Source organism: Dokdonella sp., from assembly GCF_041395345.1.
Taxonomy (GTDB): domain Bacteria; phylum Pseudomonadota; class Gammaproteobacteria; order Xanthomonadales; family Rhodanobacteraceae; genus Dokdonella.
In genome coordinates this window covers 92,213-111,195 of sequence record NZ_JAWLAR010000015.1, presented here as the reverse complement: position 1 = coordinate 111,195, position 18,983 = coordinate 92,213, and the positions used below count along the sequence as shown (strand labels likewise).

The window sequence follows — 18,983 nt, the reverse complement described above, 5'->3', positions numbered from 1 at the left end:
GGTCGAGCCGTGCCCGGTCCACTGCTGCACGGCCAGGCCGGTCAATTGCGGATCGGCATCCGCACAGTCAAACTGCATGTTCCTGGAAGGACGATCCGTCGCCAAATGAAAATCCCCGCGGGCTTGCAGCCGCTGATCGATGATGGCGTGATCGATGCCGTCCTGCGGCCGCTGAAGAGTGGCAAGGAGGCCGCGGTCTACGTGGTCCGACGCGGTGATGAGGTGTTGTGCGCCAAGGTCTACAAGGACATGGGTCAGCGCAGCTTCCAGGCGCGCGTGCAGTATGAGGAAGGACGCAAGCTGCGAGGCAGCCGCAAGGCGCGGGCGGTCGGCAAGGCCAGCAAGTTTGGCAAGCGCGAGCAGGAAGCGGCCTGGAAGAACACCGAAGTCGATGTCCTCTATCAGTTGTACGGGGCTGGCCTGCGCGTACCCCGGCCAGTCAACTACACCAACGGCGTGTTGCTGATGGAACTGGTCTGCGATGCGGAAGGACGCAGCGCGCCGCGGCTCGACGACATCGACCTCGAGCCCCAACAGGCGCGCGACATGCACGCGGCCCTGATCCGCGACGTGGTGCGCATGCTGTGCCTGGGCCTGATCCATGGAGACCTCTCGGGCTACAACGTTCTGGTCGACGCCGAGGGTCCGGTGCTGATCGATTTTCCGCAGGTGATCAACGCCACCGGCAACAATTCGGCGCGCGCCATGCTGCTGCGCGATGTGCACAACCTGCGACGCTGTCTGGGCGCCTATGCCCCGGAGCTCAAGGACCTGCATTTTGGCGAGGAAATGTGGGCCCTGTTCGAAAAGGGCGACTTGCGACCCGATCACGAATTGACCGGCAAGTTCGTGTTCGACGAGCACACCGCCGATGTCGACATGGTGCTGTGGTCGATCGAGGATGCGCGTCAGGAAGCGCTCATTCGACAGCAGGGCCGCGAAGAGGCCGCAGCCGGCGACTGAGGACACGAATGAGCCGGCCGCAACCTGGACGAATCCGCTCCGGGCTCTTGCGCTGATCCACTACAGGCCTGATCCCCGGCTAGCGGGCATGTCGAGATGGAGTGGCGGCCGCATCACCTATACAATCGGCGGCCGTTTCCGACGGCAAGCGATTGTGCGGCGCGCACGGTCATTGGTGAACTGCAACGCTTACTTCGGGAATGCCTCGCTCGGTCTCGCGGCGCTGAACTTGGCCCTCAATCGATCCATGTAGCCACCATGGATCTCATTTCGGGCCAGCACCCCGATCCACTTCGCGATCCAATTCCCAAGTAAACGCTACAGTCCACCAGAAATTCCGGGCCCTGCCATGTTGCTGATGATCGACAACTACGACAGCTTCACCTTCAACCTCGTCCAGTACTTCGGCGAGCTCGGTGAGGAGGTGAAGGTCATACGCAATGACGAGCTGACTGCCGCCGAGATTGCGGCTTTGAATCCGACCACCATCGTCATCTCTCCCGGCCCGTGCACGCCCAATGAAGCAGGTGTCTCGCTCGAGGTGCTGAAGCAGCTTTCCGCGGAGGTTCCCATCTTCGGGGTCTGCCTGGGCCACCAGGCGATCGGCCAGGCCTTCGGTGGCAAGGTCGTGCGTGCGCGCCAGATCATGCATGGCAAGACCTCGATGATCCATCACACCGGCAAGGGTGTGTTTCGGGATCTTCCCAATCCGTTCGAGGCGACCCGCTATCATTCGCTCGTCGTCGAGAAGGATTCGCTGCCCGATTGCCTCGAAGTCACCGCCTGGACCGAAAACGCCGACGGCAGCCGCGACGAGATCATGGGATTCCGTCATCGCGATCTCGACGTTGAAGGCGTGCAGTTCCACCCCGAGTCGATCCTGACCCAGCATGGGCATGCGTTGTTGAAGAATTTTCTGAATCGATGAGCGCGCGCAACATCTACGCATTCGCCGGCACCGGCGCAGGAGCGCCGTCAGGCGCGAAGCCCTTCGACGATGCGCTCCGGAAAAGCATCGCGCCTGAAGACGCTCCTGCGGAAGCGATAGAGACGAAACCGACATGTCGATAACGCCACAACAGGCCCTGCAGCGCGCGATCGAACATCGCGAGATCTTTCCGGACGAGATGGTCGACCTGATGCGTCAGATCATGCGTGGGGAGGTGTCCGACGCCATGATCGCGGCAATCCTGACCGGTTTACGCGTGAAGAAGGAAAGCATTGGCGAGATCAGTGCCGCTGCCGAGGTCATGCGTGAGCTGGCTGCGCCGGTCGTCGTGGCCGATCGCGAAAATTTCGTGGATATCGTCGGCACCGGTGGAGATGGCGGCAACAGTTTCAACATTTCGACGGCCAGCATGTTCGTCGTCGCGGCAGCGGGCGCACGCGTGGCCAAGCACGGCAACCGCAGCGTTTCCTCGAAGTCCGGCAGTGCCGACGTGCTCGAGGCGCTCGGTGCGGCGATCGAATTGCAGCCCACCCAGGTGGCGCAATGTATCGAGCGGGTCGGCATCGGATTCATGTTTGCGCCGATCCATCATCCGGCCATGAAGGCGGTTGCCCCGGTGCGCCGGGAAATGGGCGTGCGCACGCTGTTCAACATACTCGGGCCGCTGACCAATCCGGCCGGAGCACCGAATATCCTGCTCGGCGTTTTCCATCCCGATCTGGTCGGCATCCTTGTGCGAGTACTCAGGCAGCTCGGCGCGAAGCACGCACTCGTGGTCTGGGGCAAGGACGGCATGGACGAAATATCTCTGGGTGCGGCGACCCTGGTGGGCGAGTTGCGCAATGGCGTCGTCAACGAGTACGAAGTGCATCCCGAACAGTTCGGGTTTGCAACGGCATCCGGCGCGCAGCTGCGCGTCGAGAATGCCGACCAGTCGCGCGAGCGCGTGCTCGAGGCGCTGGAAAACCGGCCCGGCGCGGCCCGTGACATTGTCAGCCTGAATGCCGGCGCGGCGCTGTATGCGGCGAATGCGGCCGGCTCGATCGCCGAGGGCATCGAGCTGGCCCGAAATGCCATCGAAAGCGGTGCGGCGCGGGCGAAGCTGGAAAATTTCGTGCGCACGACGCGGCAACTGGCCGGGAAAAAATCCATGTAGGGCGCGGCTTTTCGACCGGGTCACGGACGGACCTTGGATGCGATGGGCATCGTTGGATATACATGGCACGAGCACCGCGGCTGAAGCCGCTTCCTACAGGTATGCATTTTGGAGCAGGGGAACCGATGAGCGACATTCTGGACCGCATTCTTGCCCGCAAGGTCGAGGAAATCACCGAGCGCAACGCCAGGCTCAGTCTGAACGAGTTGATGGCGCGCGTCGCCGAGCTGCCCGACACGCGTGGATTCGCTGCGGCCATCGAGTCGAGGATCGAAGCCGGCCAGCCTGCGGTGATCGCCGAGATCAAGAAGGCCAGTCCGAGCAAGGGCGTGATTCGCGAGGCATTTCATCCTGCCGACATCGCGCGCAGCTACGAGCAGGGCGGTGCCGCCTGCCTGTCGGTGCTGACCGATGCCGACTTTTTCCTGGGGCATGAGGACTACCTGCGTCAGGCGCGGTCGGCGTGTTCGCTGCCGGTCCTGCGCAAGGACTTCACGATCGACCCGTACCAGGTCTATGAAGCGCGCGCGATCGGTGCCGACTGCATCCTGCTGATCGTGGCGGCGCTGGACGACGCCTCCCTTCTCGACTTGAGCCTTCTCGCTGCCGAGCTGGATCTGGATGTGCTTGTCGAGGTACACGACGAGGAAGAACTCGGTCGTGCGCTCGAAGTGCCCGCGCCGTTGATTGGCATCAACAACCGCAATCTCAGAAGCTTCGAGGTCTCTCTCGAGACCAGCGTGAATCTGCGCGCACGCGCGCCACAGGACCGCCTGCTGGTCAGCGAGAGCGGCATCGCGACGCCGGCCGAAGTAGCGCGGTTGCGTGGAGTCGGTATCGATGCGTTCCTGGTCGGCGAGACCTTCATGCGTGCCGCCGATCCCGGCGCCGCGCTCAAGCAGTTGTTCTTCAGCGCCTGATGGACGCGCGAGTGGGAGAGATCGCGAGCGCGCTCGCGACAGAGAAGGGCGCGCGTGTCGTCCTGTTCGACTTCGACGGCGTGCTCATGCGCGGTGACGCGTTTTCGCGGTTTGTCCGCGCGCGCCTGAAAGCATCGTGGTGGCGGCTGTCGATCGCACTGATCGTGTTTCCGCTGCTGCTGCCCTTTTACGCCATTCGCGCGTTGCGCATGCCGATCCTTGGCGTCTTCGTGCGCATCAGCCTGCTCGGGGTCGGCGCATCCCGCTTCGAGGCGCTGGCACGCGACTTCGCTCGCGACCTCGTCGGCATGCCACGCATCTTCATTCGCGAAGGAATCAGCGCGATGCGCCGTCACATCGTCGAGGGTGATCGCGTCATCATCGTCACCGGCTGCGAGGAAAGTCTGGTTCGGGCCATCTTTGACGCAATCGGCCTGCCGGATCTCGAGATCATCGCTTCGCAACTGCGCCCTGGCCGGCTCGGCATGCGCAAACGCGTGCACAACATTGGCTCGGTGAAGCCCGCGCAGATTGCACTGCGCGGCATCGAGGAGCCATGGGACCTGGCCTACAGCGATTCGGCGCGCGACATCCCGATGCTGAAGCGTGCGCGCGAAGCGGTGCTGGTCAATGCCGACGCGCATACGGCCCTGCGCGTCCGCCAGGCGCTGGGGCGGGACGCCAGGCAGGTCAACTGGTTCTGAGCCGGGCTTGCAGTCCGCGCTATTGCGGTTCGGCGCGGCGACCCAGCACGACGATCGTCTTGCCCGATACATCGATCATGCGCTGCTCTTCAAGCTGCTTGAGCACGCGCCCGACCATCTCGCGCGAGCATCCCACGATGCGGCTGATTTCCTGACGCGAAATGCGGATCTGCGTTCCCAGCGGGTGGGTCATTGCATCGGGCTCGTTGGTCAGGTCGATCAGGGTCTTGCCGACCCGGCCGGTGACATCCATGAACGCCAGGCGGCTGACCTTGCGGCTGGTGTGCAGCAGTCGATTGGTCAACTGCGAGCCGATTGCGAACAGGATCTTCGGGCACTCCTCCTTGAGCGGGCCTTCGAACAGGTTGAACATGCGCTCGTAGCCGATCTCGGCCAGTTCGCAGGGCGTGCGCGTACGCACCATGACTTCGCGCCGCGGTGTCTCGACGAAGAGTCCCATTTCACCGATGAATTCGCCTCGGTTGAGATAGGTGAGGATCAACTCGCGACCTTCCTCGTCTTCCGAGGAAACCGTCAGCGAGCCGTCGATGACGTAGTAGAGGATATTGGCGGAATCACCAGGCCGGATAATTGCGGTCTTGTTCGGATAGCGTCGGCGATGACACATGCCAAGGAACTTCTCCATCGCCTCCCGATCCGGGATCAGCGACGGTGGTGCCTGCACCTTTGAAACATTACGTTGCAGGGTGTATCGAAAATCTGCCATTTTCACGCAATTTTCTCCCATGGCGCCGATTACGCAGCGCATAACCGGTTGGAAAATTCCATCGACTGCGCCCCTGATTCGCAGCTTGTCACCAATCTTATTGCAATTTGGCCTTCAGATGTCGGCAACGCGCTTTTGACGCCTTCGCAAGGGGGCGATTCCGGTCGAGCGTCGACTTCAGTCTGCCTGATCGCGACAGGCGACACAGAAACCGGGCTGGCATGCGAGCGTCCGGAGCGGCCGGGCGCCTGCGCCGGAAGCGCCCCACCCGCCCTGATTCCGGGGCTCGGGACCGACATTCATGCGAGGTCGAATTCGGGCTCGCGGAGGCGAAGGTTTATTCACCTGGGTTATTGGCCCATAATGCGCGCCGTTTCCCCGGGGTCCGGGCTGGAGAACTATTCGGTGGTCAAACCCATTCCCCGTTTGCGTCTGCAAGGCTTCAACAACCTGACAAAGGCGTTGAGCTTCAACATCTACGACATCTGCTATGCGGTGTCGGAAGACCAGCGCCAGCGCTATATCGAATACATCGACGAGGCCTACAACGCCGAGCGCCTGACCACGATCCTGACCGACGTGGCCGATATCATCGGTGCGAACATCCTCAACGTCGCCCGCCAGGACTACGACCCGCAGGGCGCCAGCGTCACCATCCTGATCTCCGAAGAGCCGGTCGTCGAGAAGCTCGGCCGCGACACGATTTCCGGTGCCGTGGTTGCGCATCTGGACAAGAGCCACATTACCGTTCACACGTATCCGGAAACTCACCCACACAACGGAATCGCGACATTCCGTGCCGATATCGACGTCGCTACCTGTGGCGTGATTTCGCCGCTCAAGGCGCTGAACTTCCTGATCGACAGTTTCGAGTCGGACATCGTGATCGCCGACTACCGCGTGCGTGGATTCACGCGCGACGTGAAGGGCCGCAAGCACTACATGGATCACCGCATCAACTCGGTGCAGGAGTATCTGGCCAAGCACATTCGCCAGAAGTACGACATGTTCGACGTCAACGTGTATCAGGAAAACATGTTCCACACGAAGATGCACATTCGAGACTTCAATCTCGACAACTACCTGTTCGAAGCGCACTCCGACGATCTTTCATACAAGGAGCGCCAGCGCATCGGCTCCCTGCTGCGCCGCGAAATCGAGGAACTGTTCCACGGCCGCAATCTGCTCTGAAGGCCGTGATTCGGGATTCGGGATTGGGAAACGCAGGTCGTCGTTTCGCCGGCGCCGTCGTGAGTCCGACTCCTGAATTCGCGGACTGGTGCGAGGAACGACCAGCCAGCCATGGGCGGGCCTTTCCGAATCCCCAATCCCCAATCCCTAGATCCTGTAAGCCACCGCACGCATCACATTCGCGGCGAAGCGCATTGCGCGCCTGACCGGCTCCGGCAGGGCAGCGCCGCCGGCGGCCAGAGCCTGATCGGCATGGCGGGCCTCGTCTTCCTTCATCTGGCTGACAATCGCCCGGCTGCGCCGGTCGGATTCCGGCAGCTTGCTCAGGTGGCCTTCGAGATGGGCTTCGACCTGGCGCTCGGTCTCGACGACGAAACCGAGGCTGAGGCGATCGCTGACCAGCCCGGCCGCGGCGCCTATCGCGTAGGCACCGCCATACCAGAGCGGATTGAGCAGGCTCGGTCGATCGCCGAGTTGCTCAAGGCGCTCGCCACACCAGGCCAGGTGGTCGGTCTCCTCGGAAGCGGCCTCAAGCAGCTGATGCCGGACCTGCGCATCGCGTGCCACGGCAGCCTGCCCGGAATACAAGGCCTGTGCGCAGACCTCGCCGACATGGTTGACGCGCATGAGTCCGGCCGCGTGCCGGCGTTCGGCGTCGTCAAGGTCCGACTCGTCCAGATTGGCCGAAGGCGAGGGCCGACTTGCGGCCGGCTGCGAATCCAGCGCCGTGCCCAGGGCACGTTCGATTTCGACCAGGACACGGTCCAGGCGGGACAGCGGGCGCGGCATCATGGTTGGGCGAACTCCAGTTGTCGGGCGAGCAGGGTCAGCGGATGCAGGATTGGAACCTTCGAACCGGTCTGGCGCAAGCCGTTGCCAAGAAAGATGCGGCAGCCGACATTCGTGCTCAGGGTCCAGTCCGGCGCCAGTTCGACGATTTGTCCAAGCCTTTCGCTGCGCAGACGGTCGGCGCGCTCGGGCTGGTCGATGAAGTAGCGGCCGGCCGCGCCGCAGCAACGGGGCTGGGCGGGCAATTCGAGCAGCTCGAGGCCGGGGATGCGATTGAGAAGCGCGCGGATCGGTCCGGCTCCGTCAGCCGCGCTGATCTGTGTGCAGGGCAGATGCAATGCCGCGCGCCCCGGCAATGGGCGAAACGACAGTGTTTCGATAGCCGGATCCGCGGCGAGGAAGCCGAGGATATCGGCAACCTTCAATGCCGATCCGCGCAGGCTGTGGTCACGCAGGCTGCCGATGCAGCCCGAAGCGCTGACCAGCACGGTGGAGGCCCCGCAGGCCTCAAGGGCCCGTGTCGTTGCCTGCGCGGTGGCAAGCGCTTGCTGGCTCTCGCCGGCATGCAAGGCCAGCGCACCACAGCAGACCGGCTCTTGCGGGGTGGCCACTTCGTAACCCAGTGCCTCCAGCAGCTGCCGGCCCGCGGCCAGCGAATCGCGGTCGAACACGCTGGCGACACAACCGGGAAACAGGGTCAGGCGTCCGCGCACCGGATCCGGCTTCGGCATTCGCCGCCAGCGGGGTATCGGTGCGGGTGCCCTGGGCGTCTCGGCGGCCAGGCGGCGCAGGGTCGAGCCCCCGGGGAACAGGCGCGAAAGCCCTGGCAGCCAGCGATCCGCCGATACCGCCGCGCTGAATGCCCCGAGTCGACCCAGCAGGCCGGGTCGACTCAGCCAGCGCGCAAGGAGACCCGGTCGGGGACGCATCGGGGCAAGCAGGGCCCGGGTCTGGATCAGGATGTCGTCGTAGCGCACCTGGGACGGGCAGACCGCCTGGCAGGACAGGCAGCCCAGGCAATGGTCCAGATGGGCAATCGTGGCTGCAGAGGCCGGCAATTGCCCGGATTCGAGCTGGCGGGCCAGGCTGATGCGACCGCGCGGGGACTCGGCTTCGTGCCGGTCCAGCCGGTAGGTGGGGCAGTGCGGCAGGCACAGGCCACACATGACGCACTGGTCGGCCAGGGCCGCAATCGAACTGCCAGTTGTCCCATGGGTCGTATCGGCCATGGCTTGATGCTATCATTCACGGCTCGCTGCGCTCACCCGAAAAGAGCGCGCGGACTTGCGTGGCTCGGGAGGTTCCTATATTCTCCCGCGCCTTTCGCCGCATCCAGCCCGACCTCGGGCATTCAAGGTTTTGATATGAAGACGATCAGCGCCAAGCCAGAAAGCGTAAAGCGCGACTGGTACATTGTCGACGCGACCAACAAGACGCTGGGCCGCTTGTCGACCGAGCTTGCTCGCCGCTTGAAGGGCAAGCACAAGCCAATCTTCACGACCCACGTCGACACCGGCGATTTCCTCGTCGTCGTCAACGCGGAGAAGATCGCCGTCACCGGCAACAAGCTGAATGACAAGAACTACCACCGCTTTACCGGTCATGTCGGCAACCTCAAGACGACCTCGCTGAAGGACATGCTCGCTACCCATCCGGAGCGCGTCATCGAGATCGCCGTCAAGGGCATGCTGCCGAAGAACCCGCTGGGCCGTGCGATGTATCGCAAGCTCAAGGTCTACGCCGGCCCGAATCACCCGCATACCGCCCAGCAGCCACAAGTGCTGGATATCTAATTCGTTACGCGTAGTCCCTCGCATGGAACCGCACATCCTTGTGCGGACTCATCAACAAAAGCAGATCAATAGTCATGGCAGCGATTCAGCAGAACTACGGCACTGGCCGACGCAAGTCCTCCGCAGCACGCGTTTACCTGCGCAAGGGCAGCGGCGCCATCACCGTCAACGGCAAGGCACTCGATGAATTCTTCGGCCGCGAGACCGCACGCATGATCGTGCGTCAGCCGCTGCAGCTCGTTGAAGCGACCGAAAAGTTCGACGTGCTCGTCAGCGTCAGCGGCGGTGGCACTACCGGACAGGCCGGCGCGATCCGCCTCGGCATTGCCCGCGCCCTGGTCGAATACGACGAGAATCTCAAGTCGCCGCTGCGCAAGGCCGGATTCATGACCCGCGACGCCCGCGAGGTCGAGCGCAAGAAGATCGGCCTGCACAAGGCACGCCGCGCCACCCAGTACTCGAAGCGCTAATCAGCACATAGCCCCGTCGCCAAGCGGTAAGGCACCTGACTCTGACTCAGGCATTCGGTGGTTCGAATCCATCCGGGGCTGCCAATACCAGGTCAAGGAATGCGACCGCCGCACCGGAACGGACTGGAACAGTCCGGTGCTCTGCCAAGGGATCAGGCAGCACTCCAGAAAACCCCGCCGCGTGCGGGGTTTTTTTTGGCGAATTTTCCCGAACGCGCCGCCCACGAGCTTTCAAGTGCGGCGCACGGTCACGCTGTGGCAGTGGACCGCACAATCCTCCGGTCCAGAAAGGTTACCCTTCGCGGTGAGGATCAATCGATGCCCCCCGATCGCACAGAGATGGCTGGTTCCTGGTTCCGCGGCCGCGGAGGGAAGCGATTTGCGCTCGAGTTCGCGCTGATCATCACCATCAAGCTGGTTCTGCTGGTCCTGCTCTGGGTCGTCGTCATCCGGCCGCTGCCGCGCGCTGACACCTCGCCAACGGCGATCGAGCAGCATTTTTCCGCACCCTCCTCGAAGGAGCCATCGCGATGATCGACCACACGCTGGTGGACCTCTCGCGCCTGCAGTTCGCGCTGACCGCGATGTACCACTTCCTGTTCGTGCCGCTGACACTTGGCCTGGTTTTCATGCTCGCGATCATGGAGTCGGTCTATGTGATGACCGGGCGCGAGATCTGGAAGCGCATGACCCAGTTCTGGGGCATCCTGTTCGGCATCAACTTCGCCATGGGCGTGGCCACGGGCGTCACTCTCGAGTTCCAGTTCGGCACCAACTGGGCGTACTACTCGCACTATGTCGGTGACGTTTTCGGCACGCCGCTGGCGATCGAAGGCATGATGGCCTTCTTCCTCGAGGCGACCTTCGTCGGTCTGTTCTTCTTCGGCTGGGACAAGCTCAGCCGCATCAAGCACCTGATGGTGACCTGGCTGCTGGCGTTCGGCACCAGCATGTCGGCCTTGTGGATTCTCGCTGCCAATGCCTGGATGCAGCATCCGGTCGGCGCCGAGTTCAACATCGACACCATGCGCATGGAAGTCACTTCGTTCAGTGCGCTGATCCTGAGTCCGGTCGCCCAGTCGAAGTTCGTGCACACGGTCAGTGCCGGCTACGTGCTTGGCGCGATGTTCGTGCTGTCGATCAGTGCCTGGTATCTGCTCAAGGGCCGCAATATCGAGTTCGCGAAACGCTCGATGACGGTCGCTGCCAGTTTCGGACTGGCCGCGGCACTCAGCGTCGTCGTGCTCGGTGACGAATCCGGCTATACGGTTTCGGAAAACCAGAAGATGAAGCTGGCCTCGATCGAGGCGATGTGGAACACCGAGCCGCCGCCCGCCTCGTTCACCCTGTTCGGCATTCCTGATGTGGCCGAGCGCAAGACGCACTACGCGATCCACATACCCTGGGTCATGGGCCTGATCGGCACGCGTTCGCTGGATGGCGTGCTGCCCGGCATCAACCAGCTGGTCGAGGAGGCTCGCGGGAAAATCGAGAACGGTCGCATTGCCTATGCAGCGATGCAGCGGTTGCGTGCCAACCGCGACGATGTCGAAGCGCGCGCCCTGTTCGAAGAACACAAGAACGATCTCGGCCACGCACTCCTGCTTGTGCGCCTGGATGTCGACCCGCAAGCGGCGACCCCTGCCGATGTGCAACGTGCCGCCGACAGCACGATTCCGAACGTGCCCGTGCTGTTCTGGTCCTTCCGCATCATGGTGGCCTGCGGGTTTTATTTCATCGCCCTGTTTGCCTTCTCGTTCTGGCTCGCATCCAGACGCCAGCTTGACCGACATCGCTGGTATCTGAAGGCAGCGCTGTGGAGTCTGCCGCTGCCCTGGATTGCCGCCGAGCTCGGCTGGATCGTTGCCGAGCATGGCCGCCAGCCCTGGGCCATCGAAGGCATCCTGCCAACCGCCCTCGGCGTTTCATCGGTGTCCACCACGCAAGTCTGGGCCAGCCTGATCGGCTTCGTGATCTTCTACACGGCCCTGGCCGTTGTCGACGCCTTCCTGATGGTCAAATACGTCCGCAAAGGCCCCGATGGCCTCGGCATGTGGCCGGAGCAGAAACCATGATCGACTACGAATCGCTCAGAATCGTCTGGTGGCTGCTGCTGGGCGTGCTCCTCGCCGGCTTCGCCGTGATGGACGGATTTGATCTCGGCATCGCCGCCCTGGTTCGCGTCCTGGGTCGCGATGACGCTGAACGCCGCGCCCTGCTCGAGACCGTCGAGCACACATGGGAAGGCAACCAGGTCTGGCTGATACTCGGCGCCGGCGCCGTTTTCGCGGCCTGGCCCCTGCTCTACGCCGCTGCGTTCTCGGGCTTCTACTTCGCGATGATGCTGGTCCTGTTCGCCCTGATCCTGCGCCCGGTGGGTTTCAGTTTTCGCAGCAAGGTCGCCGACCCGCGCTGGCGCAATGTGTGGGACTGGTTGCTGACTGTGTCCGGCGCGGTGCCGACCCTGATCTTCGGCGTCGCCATCGGCAACCTGTTTCTCGGCGCGCCGTTCGTGCTGGATGACTCCATGCGATTGAACTATGACGGGGGCCTGATCGGACTGTTGCGGCCATTCCCGTTGCTGGTCGGACTGGTCTCGCTGAGCCTGCTCCTGATGCACGGTTGCGCCTGGGCGGCGGTCAAGTCGGAAGACCCGATAGCGGAACGGGCGGAGCGTCTGATGAGCTGGTTTTCGGCCGCGTTCTTGGCGCTCTACGGTGCTGCGGGCATCTGCCTGGCGGTGTCCGTCAGGGGTTATGCGATCACCAGCCCGATCGTTGGCGACGCACCGTCCAATCCCCTGCTGAAGTCGGTGGCAGTCGGCTCCAACTGGCTGAGCGACAGCCCGCTTGGCCTCTGGGCCTGCGTCATCGCCGGCATCGTACTGGTCTTCGCGCTCGTGGCCCCGATGCTGGCCCGACGCAAGCGCCATCGCATCGCCTTCCTGGTCAGTTCTTTCGCGGTTGTCGGCACGCTTTTTTCGGCGGGCTTCGCGCTGTTTCCATTCCTGCTGCCGTCCAGCCTCGACCCGAACAGCAGCCTGACGGTGTGGGATGCTTCATCGAGCAGGTATACGCTGGGCCTGATGCTGGTCGCCGTGCTGGTCTTCATGCCGCTGGTGATCGCCTATACGACCTGGGTCTATCGCGTGCTGCGCGGGCGCATCAGCCTCCAGCATGTCCGCGATACCCACTCAATGTACTGATGGAGGGAGTTCAAGCATGTGGTATTTCAGCTGGATCCTCGGCGTGGGCCTCGCCTGCAGTTTCGCCATCCTCAATGCAATGTGGTTCGAACTGAACGCCGATGACACGGCAAAGCTGAAGGCTGACGAGATCCCGCCACCCGGATGAATTTCAGGAAACGCATGCAGGGTGTGGCGTCTGGTTCGATTCGAGCCTCGGATGCCCGCCCTTGACCCGATCTGGGGCAACGCTGAACAAGTGGCGCAACCGTCACGACGTCTGTCAGCGTGCAGATCGCGGCGCGCCGACGCAGATGGACCGGCCGTCTCGGCAACTGCTCCTGCGTTGCTCTACCTCCTGCATCCATGCAGTCGCTTCAAGGCAGCGCAACAAGGAGCTGCGCGCAGACAGGCGTCGCCCAACCGATTGATTCTCTACTGAAACAGGTGGCTTTCAGAGGGCCCGCCAGCCGCACCGCGAGTCTTGCCAGGGCCACCCGCCTTCACTTCGCCTCGCAGCACGACTGGCAGACCTTCTGAATGCCATGACGATCGTGCCATTCGTTCAGCGTTGCCCTAGTGCATGTCTCCCAATGTCCCCCCCACAATGAGGTCGTAGGCGCCACATTCCTGCTGCAGGCTGCCCACGACCACCTGGTAGCTTCCGGGCTCCGGCAAGTAGACCGTTCCCGAGCTGGTCTTCGCGTCGATGCACGGCCCCGACGGGCCACTGCCGATCGGGCAGGCGAAAATGCTCATGAATGGCGAGGCAGAGGACAACTGGACCCACCGCTGATTCCCAGCGGGTACGGTTATTGGATGAATGGCAGTCGGACCTCCCAGGCGCGTGCTCCCGGATGCGATCACGGGTAACTCGACGCTCCCCCCGCATGTGGTTCCGGCAATGACGAGAGGGACGGTGAACAGGTTGCTGGCATTCGGCACAACGCTTCCGACGACATCACTCTCGAATCCATTCCAGAAAAGCTGAGGGTCGCTGACCGAAATTTCCGAGAACGTGAACGGCTGCGTTCCGATCGTCGCAAACAGCGACTCGGATACGCCACTCAGGCCCACACTGACGCGATCGATCCCTTCCCAGCGTTCGTTGTCCAGATCGTCCAGCGACAGTGCCGGCGCCCCCGACACATCATCACCGAGCCAGGCCTGGATCTGACCGGCAGAACCCGCTCCCATGTGCACGTCGAGGGTGATGCGCAAGGGGAAATCCGCAAACGACACCGGCAAGGCGGCACCGCACTCGCCCTGCGGAACCGCGGCCTGGTGGCAAGCCCCCGCAATCCCGATTCTTGGAATTCCGCCTCCCCCGTAGAGCAGCGAAACTTCGAACAGACTCGCCTTGTCGGGGCCCGCAACCGGCACCTTGGCGGCTACTCCGGAGGCCAGTGTTGCAAACTGACTGATCGTCAACGAGGTCAGGTGAGGATCGACGACAAAACTGATTCGCAATGGAAGCTGCGGCGACGCACGACGGAAATGCACGGTTGCCGCGCTGGGGCGCGGCGCACCCACGCTTGCATTCAGGATGCAATCGCCCGGGCCATCGCCCCATGTCACGCTACCGCCGTTTTGCCAGGATTCCGAAAACGGAGCGGTAATGCAGGCTTTTGACAAGGCCGGAAAAGCCAGCGCTGTGAAAAACAACAGCCCCGCTTTGAACATCGCCACATTCATCCATGCCATCCTTGTGCTGAACAATTCAATCCAGTCTACATCTACTGAATGTCCAAGCACAGGCGCGCGCATGAAGTAGGTCCGTTCATGCTTTTACCGGTTGGAGACTCGCCACCTGGGGCAATTCAGAGGGGTCCCCGGCGTGGGCCTCGCCTGCAGTTTCGCCATCCTCAATGCACTGTGGTTCGAGTTGAACGCGGACGACAGCTCGAAAGAGATCGCGGACGAAAACACACGCCCGCACTAGCACACTGGCGCTGATGATGGCCGCTCGAAGACAGTCGATATCAGTTGAGCGAGCCTGTTACTGCAATGTTGTAGGAGCCGCAGCTTTGTTCCACGTTGCCGACGACTACCTGGTAGCTCCCGGCAGTCGGATTCGCAAGGTAAACGGGAAGCAATTCCGCTGAGGCGTCGATACAGGGGCCCGATGGACCACTGCCGGCGGGGCAGACAAACATGCGCATGCCTGGGACACTGGGGATCAGATCCAGCGACAACTGGGCAGATGATCCGAGATCCAGGGTATGGACGATGGCTAGACCGTCGAGTTGCGTGCTTCCCGACGCGATGGTCGGAAACTGGGGAGTGCCCAGGCAGGTATTGCCCTGTATGGGTCCAGTAGTGCTGATTGCTTGCCCCGTGGCAAGAATGTTACCAGCGAGATCGGTTTCGAAATCGCTCCAGAACAGTTGCGCTTCGTTGACCTCAATTTCGCTGAACGAAAACGGCTGCATGCCGATCACCGAGGCCAGTGATGCAGAGACGCCGCTGAGGCCAAGGCTGACCCGGTCAATGCCCTGCCAGCGACTATTGTCGAGATCCGCAATTGACACCGTCGGTGTGCCTGAGGTGTCATCGCCAAGCCAGGCCTGGAGTCTGCCGGCGTCGGCGTCACCCATCTCCAGCTGCAGGGTAATGCGTAACGGGAAATCCCCGAAACCGACCGGCACCTGGGCGCTGCAAATACCGTTCAAGCCTGCCGGTGGGGCGCACGCTGCTTCAAATCGCAGCTGAGGCTGGAAAGAGGTCGAATCACCGGTCAGCTTGATGTTGAAAAGTGAAGCTTGAGCCGGACCCTGTGCGGGAACGCTGAGTGCCGTGCCTGTAGCCAGGTTGGCGATCTGGGAACCATCTATCGAGATCAGCGCAGGCGAAGGAGAAAGAATGAAGCTCAGCCGCAATGGGGCTGTGCGATTCGCACGCCGATAGTGTGCCGTTGCTGCAGCGGGGCTGCCCGCAGAGACGCTTGCGCGGAGCTCGCAGTCGGTCCCGGTCTGAGTCCAATCTGCCGCGCCCCTGACGATCCAGTTCTGATTGAAAGGTGGCACATTGCAGGCGCTCGACAGGGATGTCATCAGCAGGCCGGTGCACAGCACCAGTCCCATCAGGAAATTCGAATTCATCATCCTGCTCCCGATATGCGCCCGACAATTGCATCAAACTGCACGAGCAATTGCAACTAAGTTGTGTAACCAATCTGTCGCATGTGCACATTAGTGTAAACATGCGTCAAGCATGCGGGCGAGCCAGCTCCCGAAGATTCGGAATGTGGGAAGTTCCGAGGTTGCGCCTGTGGCCGGCCGACTTTCCTAACGAATCCTGAACACCCGATGCGCGGTGCTCTGCTAACTTCGCGCCCCTTGGGGACGCTCCGAACTTGCGCGGCCCTTTGCGATCAAGCCGAGAGCTTCGCCGATGCCGATCCAATACCTGATCAGGGTTGCACTGCTGCTGTCCGGGCTGTTCGTCCTTGCGCCTGCGCCGGTCCATGCGACCGGCGCTACCGCCGAGCCGGTCTGGATCAGTGCGACTGGAATCGCCGCGCTGATACCGGCGACCGATACACACGTACCCCTGCTTCCGATTCCCGCTCAGGCCGATCAGGACAAGGCGGTTCAGCGTGGCTTCTCGCCAGGTCAGCTGCTGACTGCACTGGCCAACCAGTTCAGGGACATCCGCTACAAGCGCGGCGGGCGCAAGCCCTCTACCGGCTTCGATTGCAGCGGCTTCGTCCGCTACGTCTTTCAGCTCGGCGTGGGTGTGGAACTGCCGAATACCTCGGCAATGCAATACAAGACCGGCGAGGAAGTCGCCCGCGATCAGTTGCGCAGCGGAGATCTGGTTTTCTTCCGCACGCGTGGCAATCGCGTATCGCACGTCGGCATCTACATCGAGGACGGGCGATTCATTCACGCACCCTCGAGCGGCAAGCGGGTCAGCGTCAGCAGCCTGTCCGAACCCTACTGGTCACGCCGATTCGCTGGCGGGCGCCGGCCGGCCGAGCTGGCAAGCCATGACCAGGCGCTCTCGCCAGGCCAGTCCTGAAAGACGGTTGGAGGTCGGCACTTCAAGCCGTGCGCCAATCAGCGCGAAGCCATCAGGGCTTCGATCTCGTCAGCATCCTTTGGCACTCCGGATGAAATGACTTCCGGATCGCCGTTGGTAACGACCACGTCGTCCTCGATGCGGATGCCGATACCGCGCCAGCGTGCCGGAACGCTTTTCATGTCGGGTGCGATGTAGATACCCGGCTCGACCGTGACGACCATGCCCGGTTCGAGTTCGCGGAATTCGCCATCGACACGGTAGTCGCCGACGTCGTGCACGTCGAGACCGAGCCAATGGCCGGTCTTGTGCATGTAGAACTTGCGGTAGGCGTGTTCCTCGAGATTCGATTTCAGACTGCCCTTGAGCAGGCCAAGATCGATCAAGCCTCTGGTCAGGCTGCGCACTGCGGCTTCATGGTAGGCATCGAACGGCCTGCCGACGCGCACCTCGTCGATCGCGGCCAGCTGGGCGGCGAGGACGATATCGTACAGCGCACGCTGTTCGGGCGAGAAGCGGCCGTTGACCGGAAACGTGCGCGTGATGTCGGAGGCATAGCAGGAATACTCCGCGCCGGCGTCGATCAGGAGCAGGTCGCCATCGCGCAGGATCGAATGGTTGGCCCTGTAGTGCAGTACGCAACCATTGGCGCCGCCGCCGACGATGGGCTCGTAGCTCGGAACAGCGCCGTGCTTTCGAAACGTATGCAGCAGCTCGGCTTCGACTTCATGCTCGTTCATGCCCGGACGCGTGGCGCGCATCGCCCGCACGTGCGCCTCGGCAGCGATCTGGGCGGACTTGCGCATCAGGCGCAGTTCCGAGCGTGACTTGTACAGGCGCAGGTCGTGCAACAGATGCGACAGGGCGACGAACTCGTGCGGTGGTCGTGCGCCCTGACGAATCTGCGAGCGCACCCGGTTGACCCAGCCCATCAGGACCAGATCGAAGTCGCTGTCCCGGCCAAAGTGATAGTAGACCCGCGAACGGCCTTCGATCAGTCCCGGCAGGATGTCGTCGATGTCCTCGATCGGAAATGCATCATCCATTCCGAAGTCGTCGACCGCGCCTTCCTGGCCGGCACGGTAGCCGTCCCACTGCTCGCGTGTTCGGTCGCGCTCGCGGCAGAACAGGATGGTTTCGCCCTGCTTGCGTCCCGGAACCAGGGCCAATACCGAATCAGGCTCGCCGAAGCCGGTCAGATAGTGAAAATCGCTGTCCTGCCGGTATGGGTAATGGGCATCGTTGTTGCGCAGTTGCTCGGGTGCGGAAGGCACGATGACAATGGCGTCGCGCCCTGCCATGCGCATCAATTGGCGGCGCCGGCGGGCGAATTCCTTGCGGTCGATCTTCAATGCAAGCGCCTGCTGGCCGGGGCGGTGCTGCGGGCACGCACAGGTACGGGAGCCAATTCGCTGTACAGCAGCAACACGCCCACGCGAACGAATTCGAGTACTTCGTTCAATGCAGTCTCGTCTTCTTCATCGTCGTCGTAGTCGAAGCTTGATGCGGCGATCGTGCTGAAGTCCTGGACGATTTCGCGCACTTCCGCAGAGAGTTCTCCCTGCGCCTGTCCGGCACTGGCCAGCCCGACCCCGCCAAGAAAGCCGCGACACCATTCGACCAGTGCCTCGGCGCGTTCAGCCAGGCCCACGTCATCTGCCGGCAACAGGGGTTCGAATCCCAAATCGCTGTCATCCAGTTGCTCGCGGCAATGGCGATACAGCCGTGGAAATGCGTCGTCGAGAAGCTCGCCCGCATGGCCGGCATCCAGTTCGAGCGCACTCGGCCATGCATCAGCGGTTGTCTTGCCACCCGCACACAGGAAGCCAGTGAGGGAACCGTGGAGATCGCTGGCGCTGACGCCGGCACGAAGTCTGACGAGGGTGTCGGCCAGATCCCGGTGGCTTATTCGTGATGCTGTCATCGTCGACACAGGCTGCGGAGGCAGCCAATTCTAGCCCGAATTCACCGTGCAGGCCCACGTTCGTCCGAGCGCAGACCCTGCATGCGTGATTGCAGAATGCGCGAGCCGATGTCGCGCATTCGACTGGACGCGTGCGTCGACTGTGAACAAGGGTCACACCGGTCTCAAGGCTCCCGCCGTGGTTCCCCCG

The 18,983-nt window shown here is 62.6% G+C and carries 21 protein-coding genes and 1 tRNA gene; 15 read left to right on the top strand and 7 right to left on the bottom strand.

The genetic code is table 11. The features are described from left to right. The first annotated feature begins 105 nt into the window (after positions 1–105). The 5 genes from R3F00_RS14125 (at position 106) to R3F00_RS14105 (ending at position 4,692) form a co-directional block, all read left to right on the top strand. A complete protein-coding gene (locus tag R3F00_RS14125; protein ID WP_371282440.1) occupies positions 106–963 on the top strand; it encodes a PA4780 family RIO1-like protein kinase in 858 nt (285 codons plus the stop codon). 349 nt (positions 964–1,312) lie between these two features. Continuing rightward, complete coding sequence (locus tag R3F00_RS14120) at positions 1,313–1,891, top strand: aminodeoxychorismate/anthranilate synthase component II (protein ID WP_371282439.1); 579 nt, start codon at positions 1,313–1,315, stop codon at positions 1,889–1,891. 133 nt (positions 1,892–2,024) lie between these two features. Continuing rightward, complete coding sequence (gene trpD / locus R3F00_RS14115) at positions 2,025–3,068, top strand: anthranilate phosphoribosyltransferase (protein ID WP_371282438.1); 1,044 nt, start codon at positions 2,025–2,027, stop codon at positions 3,066–3,068. 125 nt (positions 3,069–3,193) lie between these two features. Beyond that, positions 3,194–3,988 (top strand): indole-3-glycerol phosphate synthase TrpC, encoded by a 795-nt coding sequence (trpC, locus tag R3F00_RS14110; protein WP_371282437.1) that lies wholly within the window; start codon positions 3,194–3,196, stop codon positions 3,986–3,988. A gap of 11 nt (positions 3,989–3,999) precedes the next feature. After that, on the top strand, positions 4,000–4,692 hold the full coding sequence (locus tag R3F00_RS14105; protein ID WP_371282436.1) for a haloacid dehalogenase-like hydrolase: 693 nt from the start codon (positions 4,000–4,002) through the stop codon (positions 4,690–4,692). 19 nt (positions 4,693–4,711) lie between these two features. On the opposite strand, the gene crp is transcribed toward R3F00_RS14105, so the two are convergent. Further along, entirely contained in the window at positions 4,712–5,419 is a 708-nt protein-coding gene (gene crp, locus R3F00_RS14100) for a cAMP-activated global transcriptional regulator CRP (RefSeq protein WP_371282445.1), read from the bottom strand. Positions 5,420–5,824: 405 nt separating this feature from the next. Here crp and speD point away from each other — a divergent pair, with 405 nt between their 5' ends. Next, the gene (speD, locus tag R3F00_RS14095; protein ID WP_371282444.1) at positions 5,825–6,610 is read left to right on the top strand and encodes an adenosylmethionine decarboxylase; all 786 of its coding nucleotides are present in this window, start codon (positions 5,825–5,827) and stop codon (positions 6,608–6,610) included. 147 nt (positions 6,611–6,757) lie between these two features. Here the strand turns inward: speD and coq7 are convergent, their stop codons facing one another. Both coq7 and R3F00_RS14085 read right to left on the bottom strand, forming a co-directional pair. After that, entirely contained in the window at positions 6,758–7,402 is a 645-nt protein-coding gene (gene coq7 / locus R3F00_RS14090; protein WP_371282435.1) for a 2-polyprenyl-3-methyl-6-methoxy-1,4-benzoquinone monooxygenase, read from the bottom strand. Further along, on the bottom strand, positions 7,399–8,628 hold the full coding sequence (locus R3F00_RS14085; protein ID WP_371282434.1) for a (Fe-S)-binding protein: 1,230 nt from the start codon (positions 8,626–8,628) through the stop codon (positions 7,399–7,401). Before R3F00_RS14085 ends, coq7 begins: the two co-directional genes overlap by 4 nt. Positions 8,629–8,763: 135 nt before the next feature. On the opposite strand from R3F00_RS14085, the gene rplM reads away from it, so the two are divergent. The 7 genes from rplM to cydX (R3F00_RS14050) all read left to right on the top strand — a co-directional run bounded on the left by rplM (position 8,764) and on the right by cydX (R3F00_RS14050) (position 13,015). Continuing rightward, on the top strand, positions 8,764–9,192 hold the full coding sequence (gene rplM, locus R3F00_RS14080) for a 50S ribosomal protein L13 (protein ID WP_371282433.1): 429 nt from the start codon (positions 8,764–8,766) through the stop codon (positions 9,190–9,192). A gap of 74 nt (positions 9,193–9,266) precedes the next feature. Continuing rightward, positions 9,267–9,662 (top strand): 30S ribosomal protein S9, encoded by a 396-nt coding sequence (rpsI, locus tag R3F00_RS14075; protein ID WP_371282432.1) that lies wholly within the window; start codon positions 9,267–9,269, stop codon positions 9,660–9,662. A 9-nt stretch (positions 9,663–9,671) separates the two neighbouring features. Beyond that, positions 9,672–9,746 (top strand) — tRNA-Gln (locus R3F00_RS14070). Positions 9,747–9,980: 234 nt separating this feature from the next. Further along, positions 9,981–10,196 carry a cytochrome oxidase putative small subunit CydP gene (cydP, locus tag R3F00_RS14065; RefSeq protein ID WP_371282431.1) on the top strand — a complete coding sequence of 72 codons (216 nt, stop codon included), beginning with the start codon at positions 9,981–9,983 and terminating at the stop codon, positions 10,194–10,196. Further along, on the top strand, positions 10,193–11,737 hold the full coding sequence (locus R3F00_RS14060) for a cytochrome ubiquinol oxidase subunit I (RefSeq protein WP_371282430.1): 1,545 nt from the start codon (positions 10,193–10,195) through the stop codon (positions 11,735–11,737). The genes cydP and R3F00_RS14060 overlap by 4 nt, the downstream gene beginning before the upstream one ends. Beyond that, positions 11,734–12,867, top strand: coding sequence for a cytochrome d ubiquinol oxidase subunit II (cydB, locus tag R3F00_RS14055; RefSeq protein ID WP_371282429.1), 1,134 nt, complete (start codon positions 11,734–11,736; stop codon positions 12,865–12,867). The genes R3F00_RS14060 and cydB overlap by 4 nt, the downstream gene beginning before the upstream one ends. 16 nt (positions 12,868–12,883) lie before the next feature. Next, entirely contained in the window at positions 12,884–13,015 is a 132-nt protein-coding gene (gene cydX, locus R3F00_RS14050) for a cytochrome bd-I oxidase subunit CydX (RefSeq protein WP_371282428.1), read from the top strand. Positions 13,016–13,422: 407 nt separating this feature from the next. Here cydX (R3F00_RS14050) and R3F00_RS14045 read toward each other — a convergent pair whose 3' ends face one another. After that, positions 13,423–14,529 carry a hypothetical protein gene (locus R3F00_RS14045; RefSeq protein WP_371282427.1) on the bottom strand — a complete coding sequence of 369 codons (1,107 nt, stop codon included), beginning with the start codon at positions 14,527–14,529 and terminating at the stop codon, positions 13,423–13,425. A gap of 112 nt (positions 14,530–14,641) precedes the next feature. On the opposite strand from R3F00_RS14045, the gene cydX (R3F00_RS14040) reads away from it, so the two are divergent. Beyond that, positions 14,642–14,788 carry a cytochrome bd-I oxidase subunit CydX gene (gene cydX / locus R3F00_RS14040; protein WP_371282426.1) on the top strand — a complete coding sequence of 49 codons (147 nt, stop codon included), beginning with the start codon at positions 14,642–14,644 and terminating at the stop codon, positions 14,786–14,788. Between the two features lie 40 nt (positions 14,789–14,828). On the opposite strand, the gene R3F00_RS14035 is transcribed toward cydX (R3F00_RS14040), so the two are convergent. Further along, complete coding sequence (locus tag R3F00_RS14035; protein WP_371282425.1) at positions 14,829–15,947, bottom strand: hypothetical protein; 1,119 nt, start codon at positions 15,945–15,947, stop codon at positions 14,829–14,831. Between the two features lie 292 nt (positions 15,948–16,239). Here R3F00_RS14035 and R3F00_RS14030 point away from each other — a divergent pair, with 292 nt between their 5' ends. Further along, the gene (locus R3F00_RS14030) at positions 16,240–16,869 is read left to right on the top strand and encodes a C40 family peptidase (protein ID WP_371282424.1); all 630 of its coding nucleotides are present in this window, start codon (positions 16,240–16,242) and stop codon (positions 16,867–16,869) included. Positions 16,870–16,907: 38 nt separating this feature from the next. Here R3F00_RS14030 and pepP read toward each other — a convergent pair whose 3' ends face one another. Both pepP and R3F00_RS14020 read right to left on the bottom strand, forming a co-directional pair. Further along, positions 16,908–18,221, bottom strand: coding sequence for a Xaa-Pro aminopeptidase (gene pepP / locus R3F00_RS14025; protein WP_371282423.1), 1,314 nt, complete (start codon positions 18,219–18,221; stop codon positions 16,908–16,910). After that, positions 18,218–18,793, bottom strand: a complete 576-nt coding sequence (locus R3F00_RS14020; protein WP_371282422.1) for a UPF0149 family protein — start codon at positions 18,791–18,793, stop codon at positions 18,218–18,220. Before R3F00_RS14020 ends, pepP begins: the two co-directional genes overlap by 4 nt. Between the last annotated feature and the right edge of the window lie 190 nt (positions 18,794–18,983).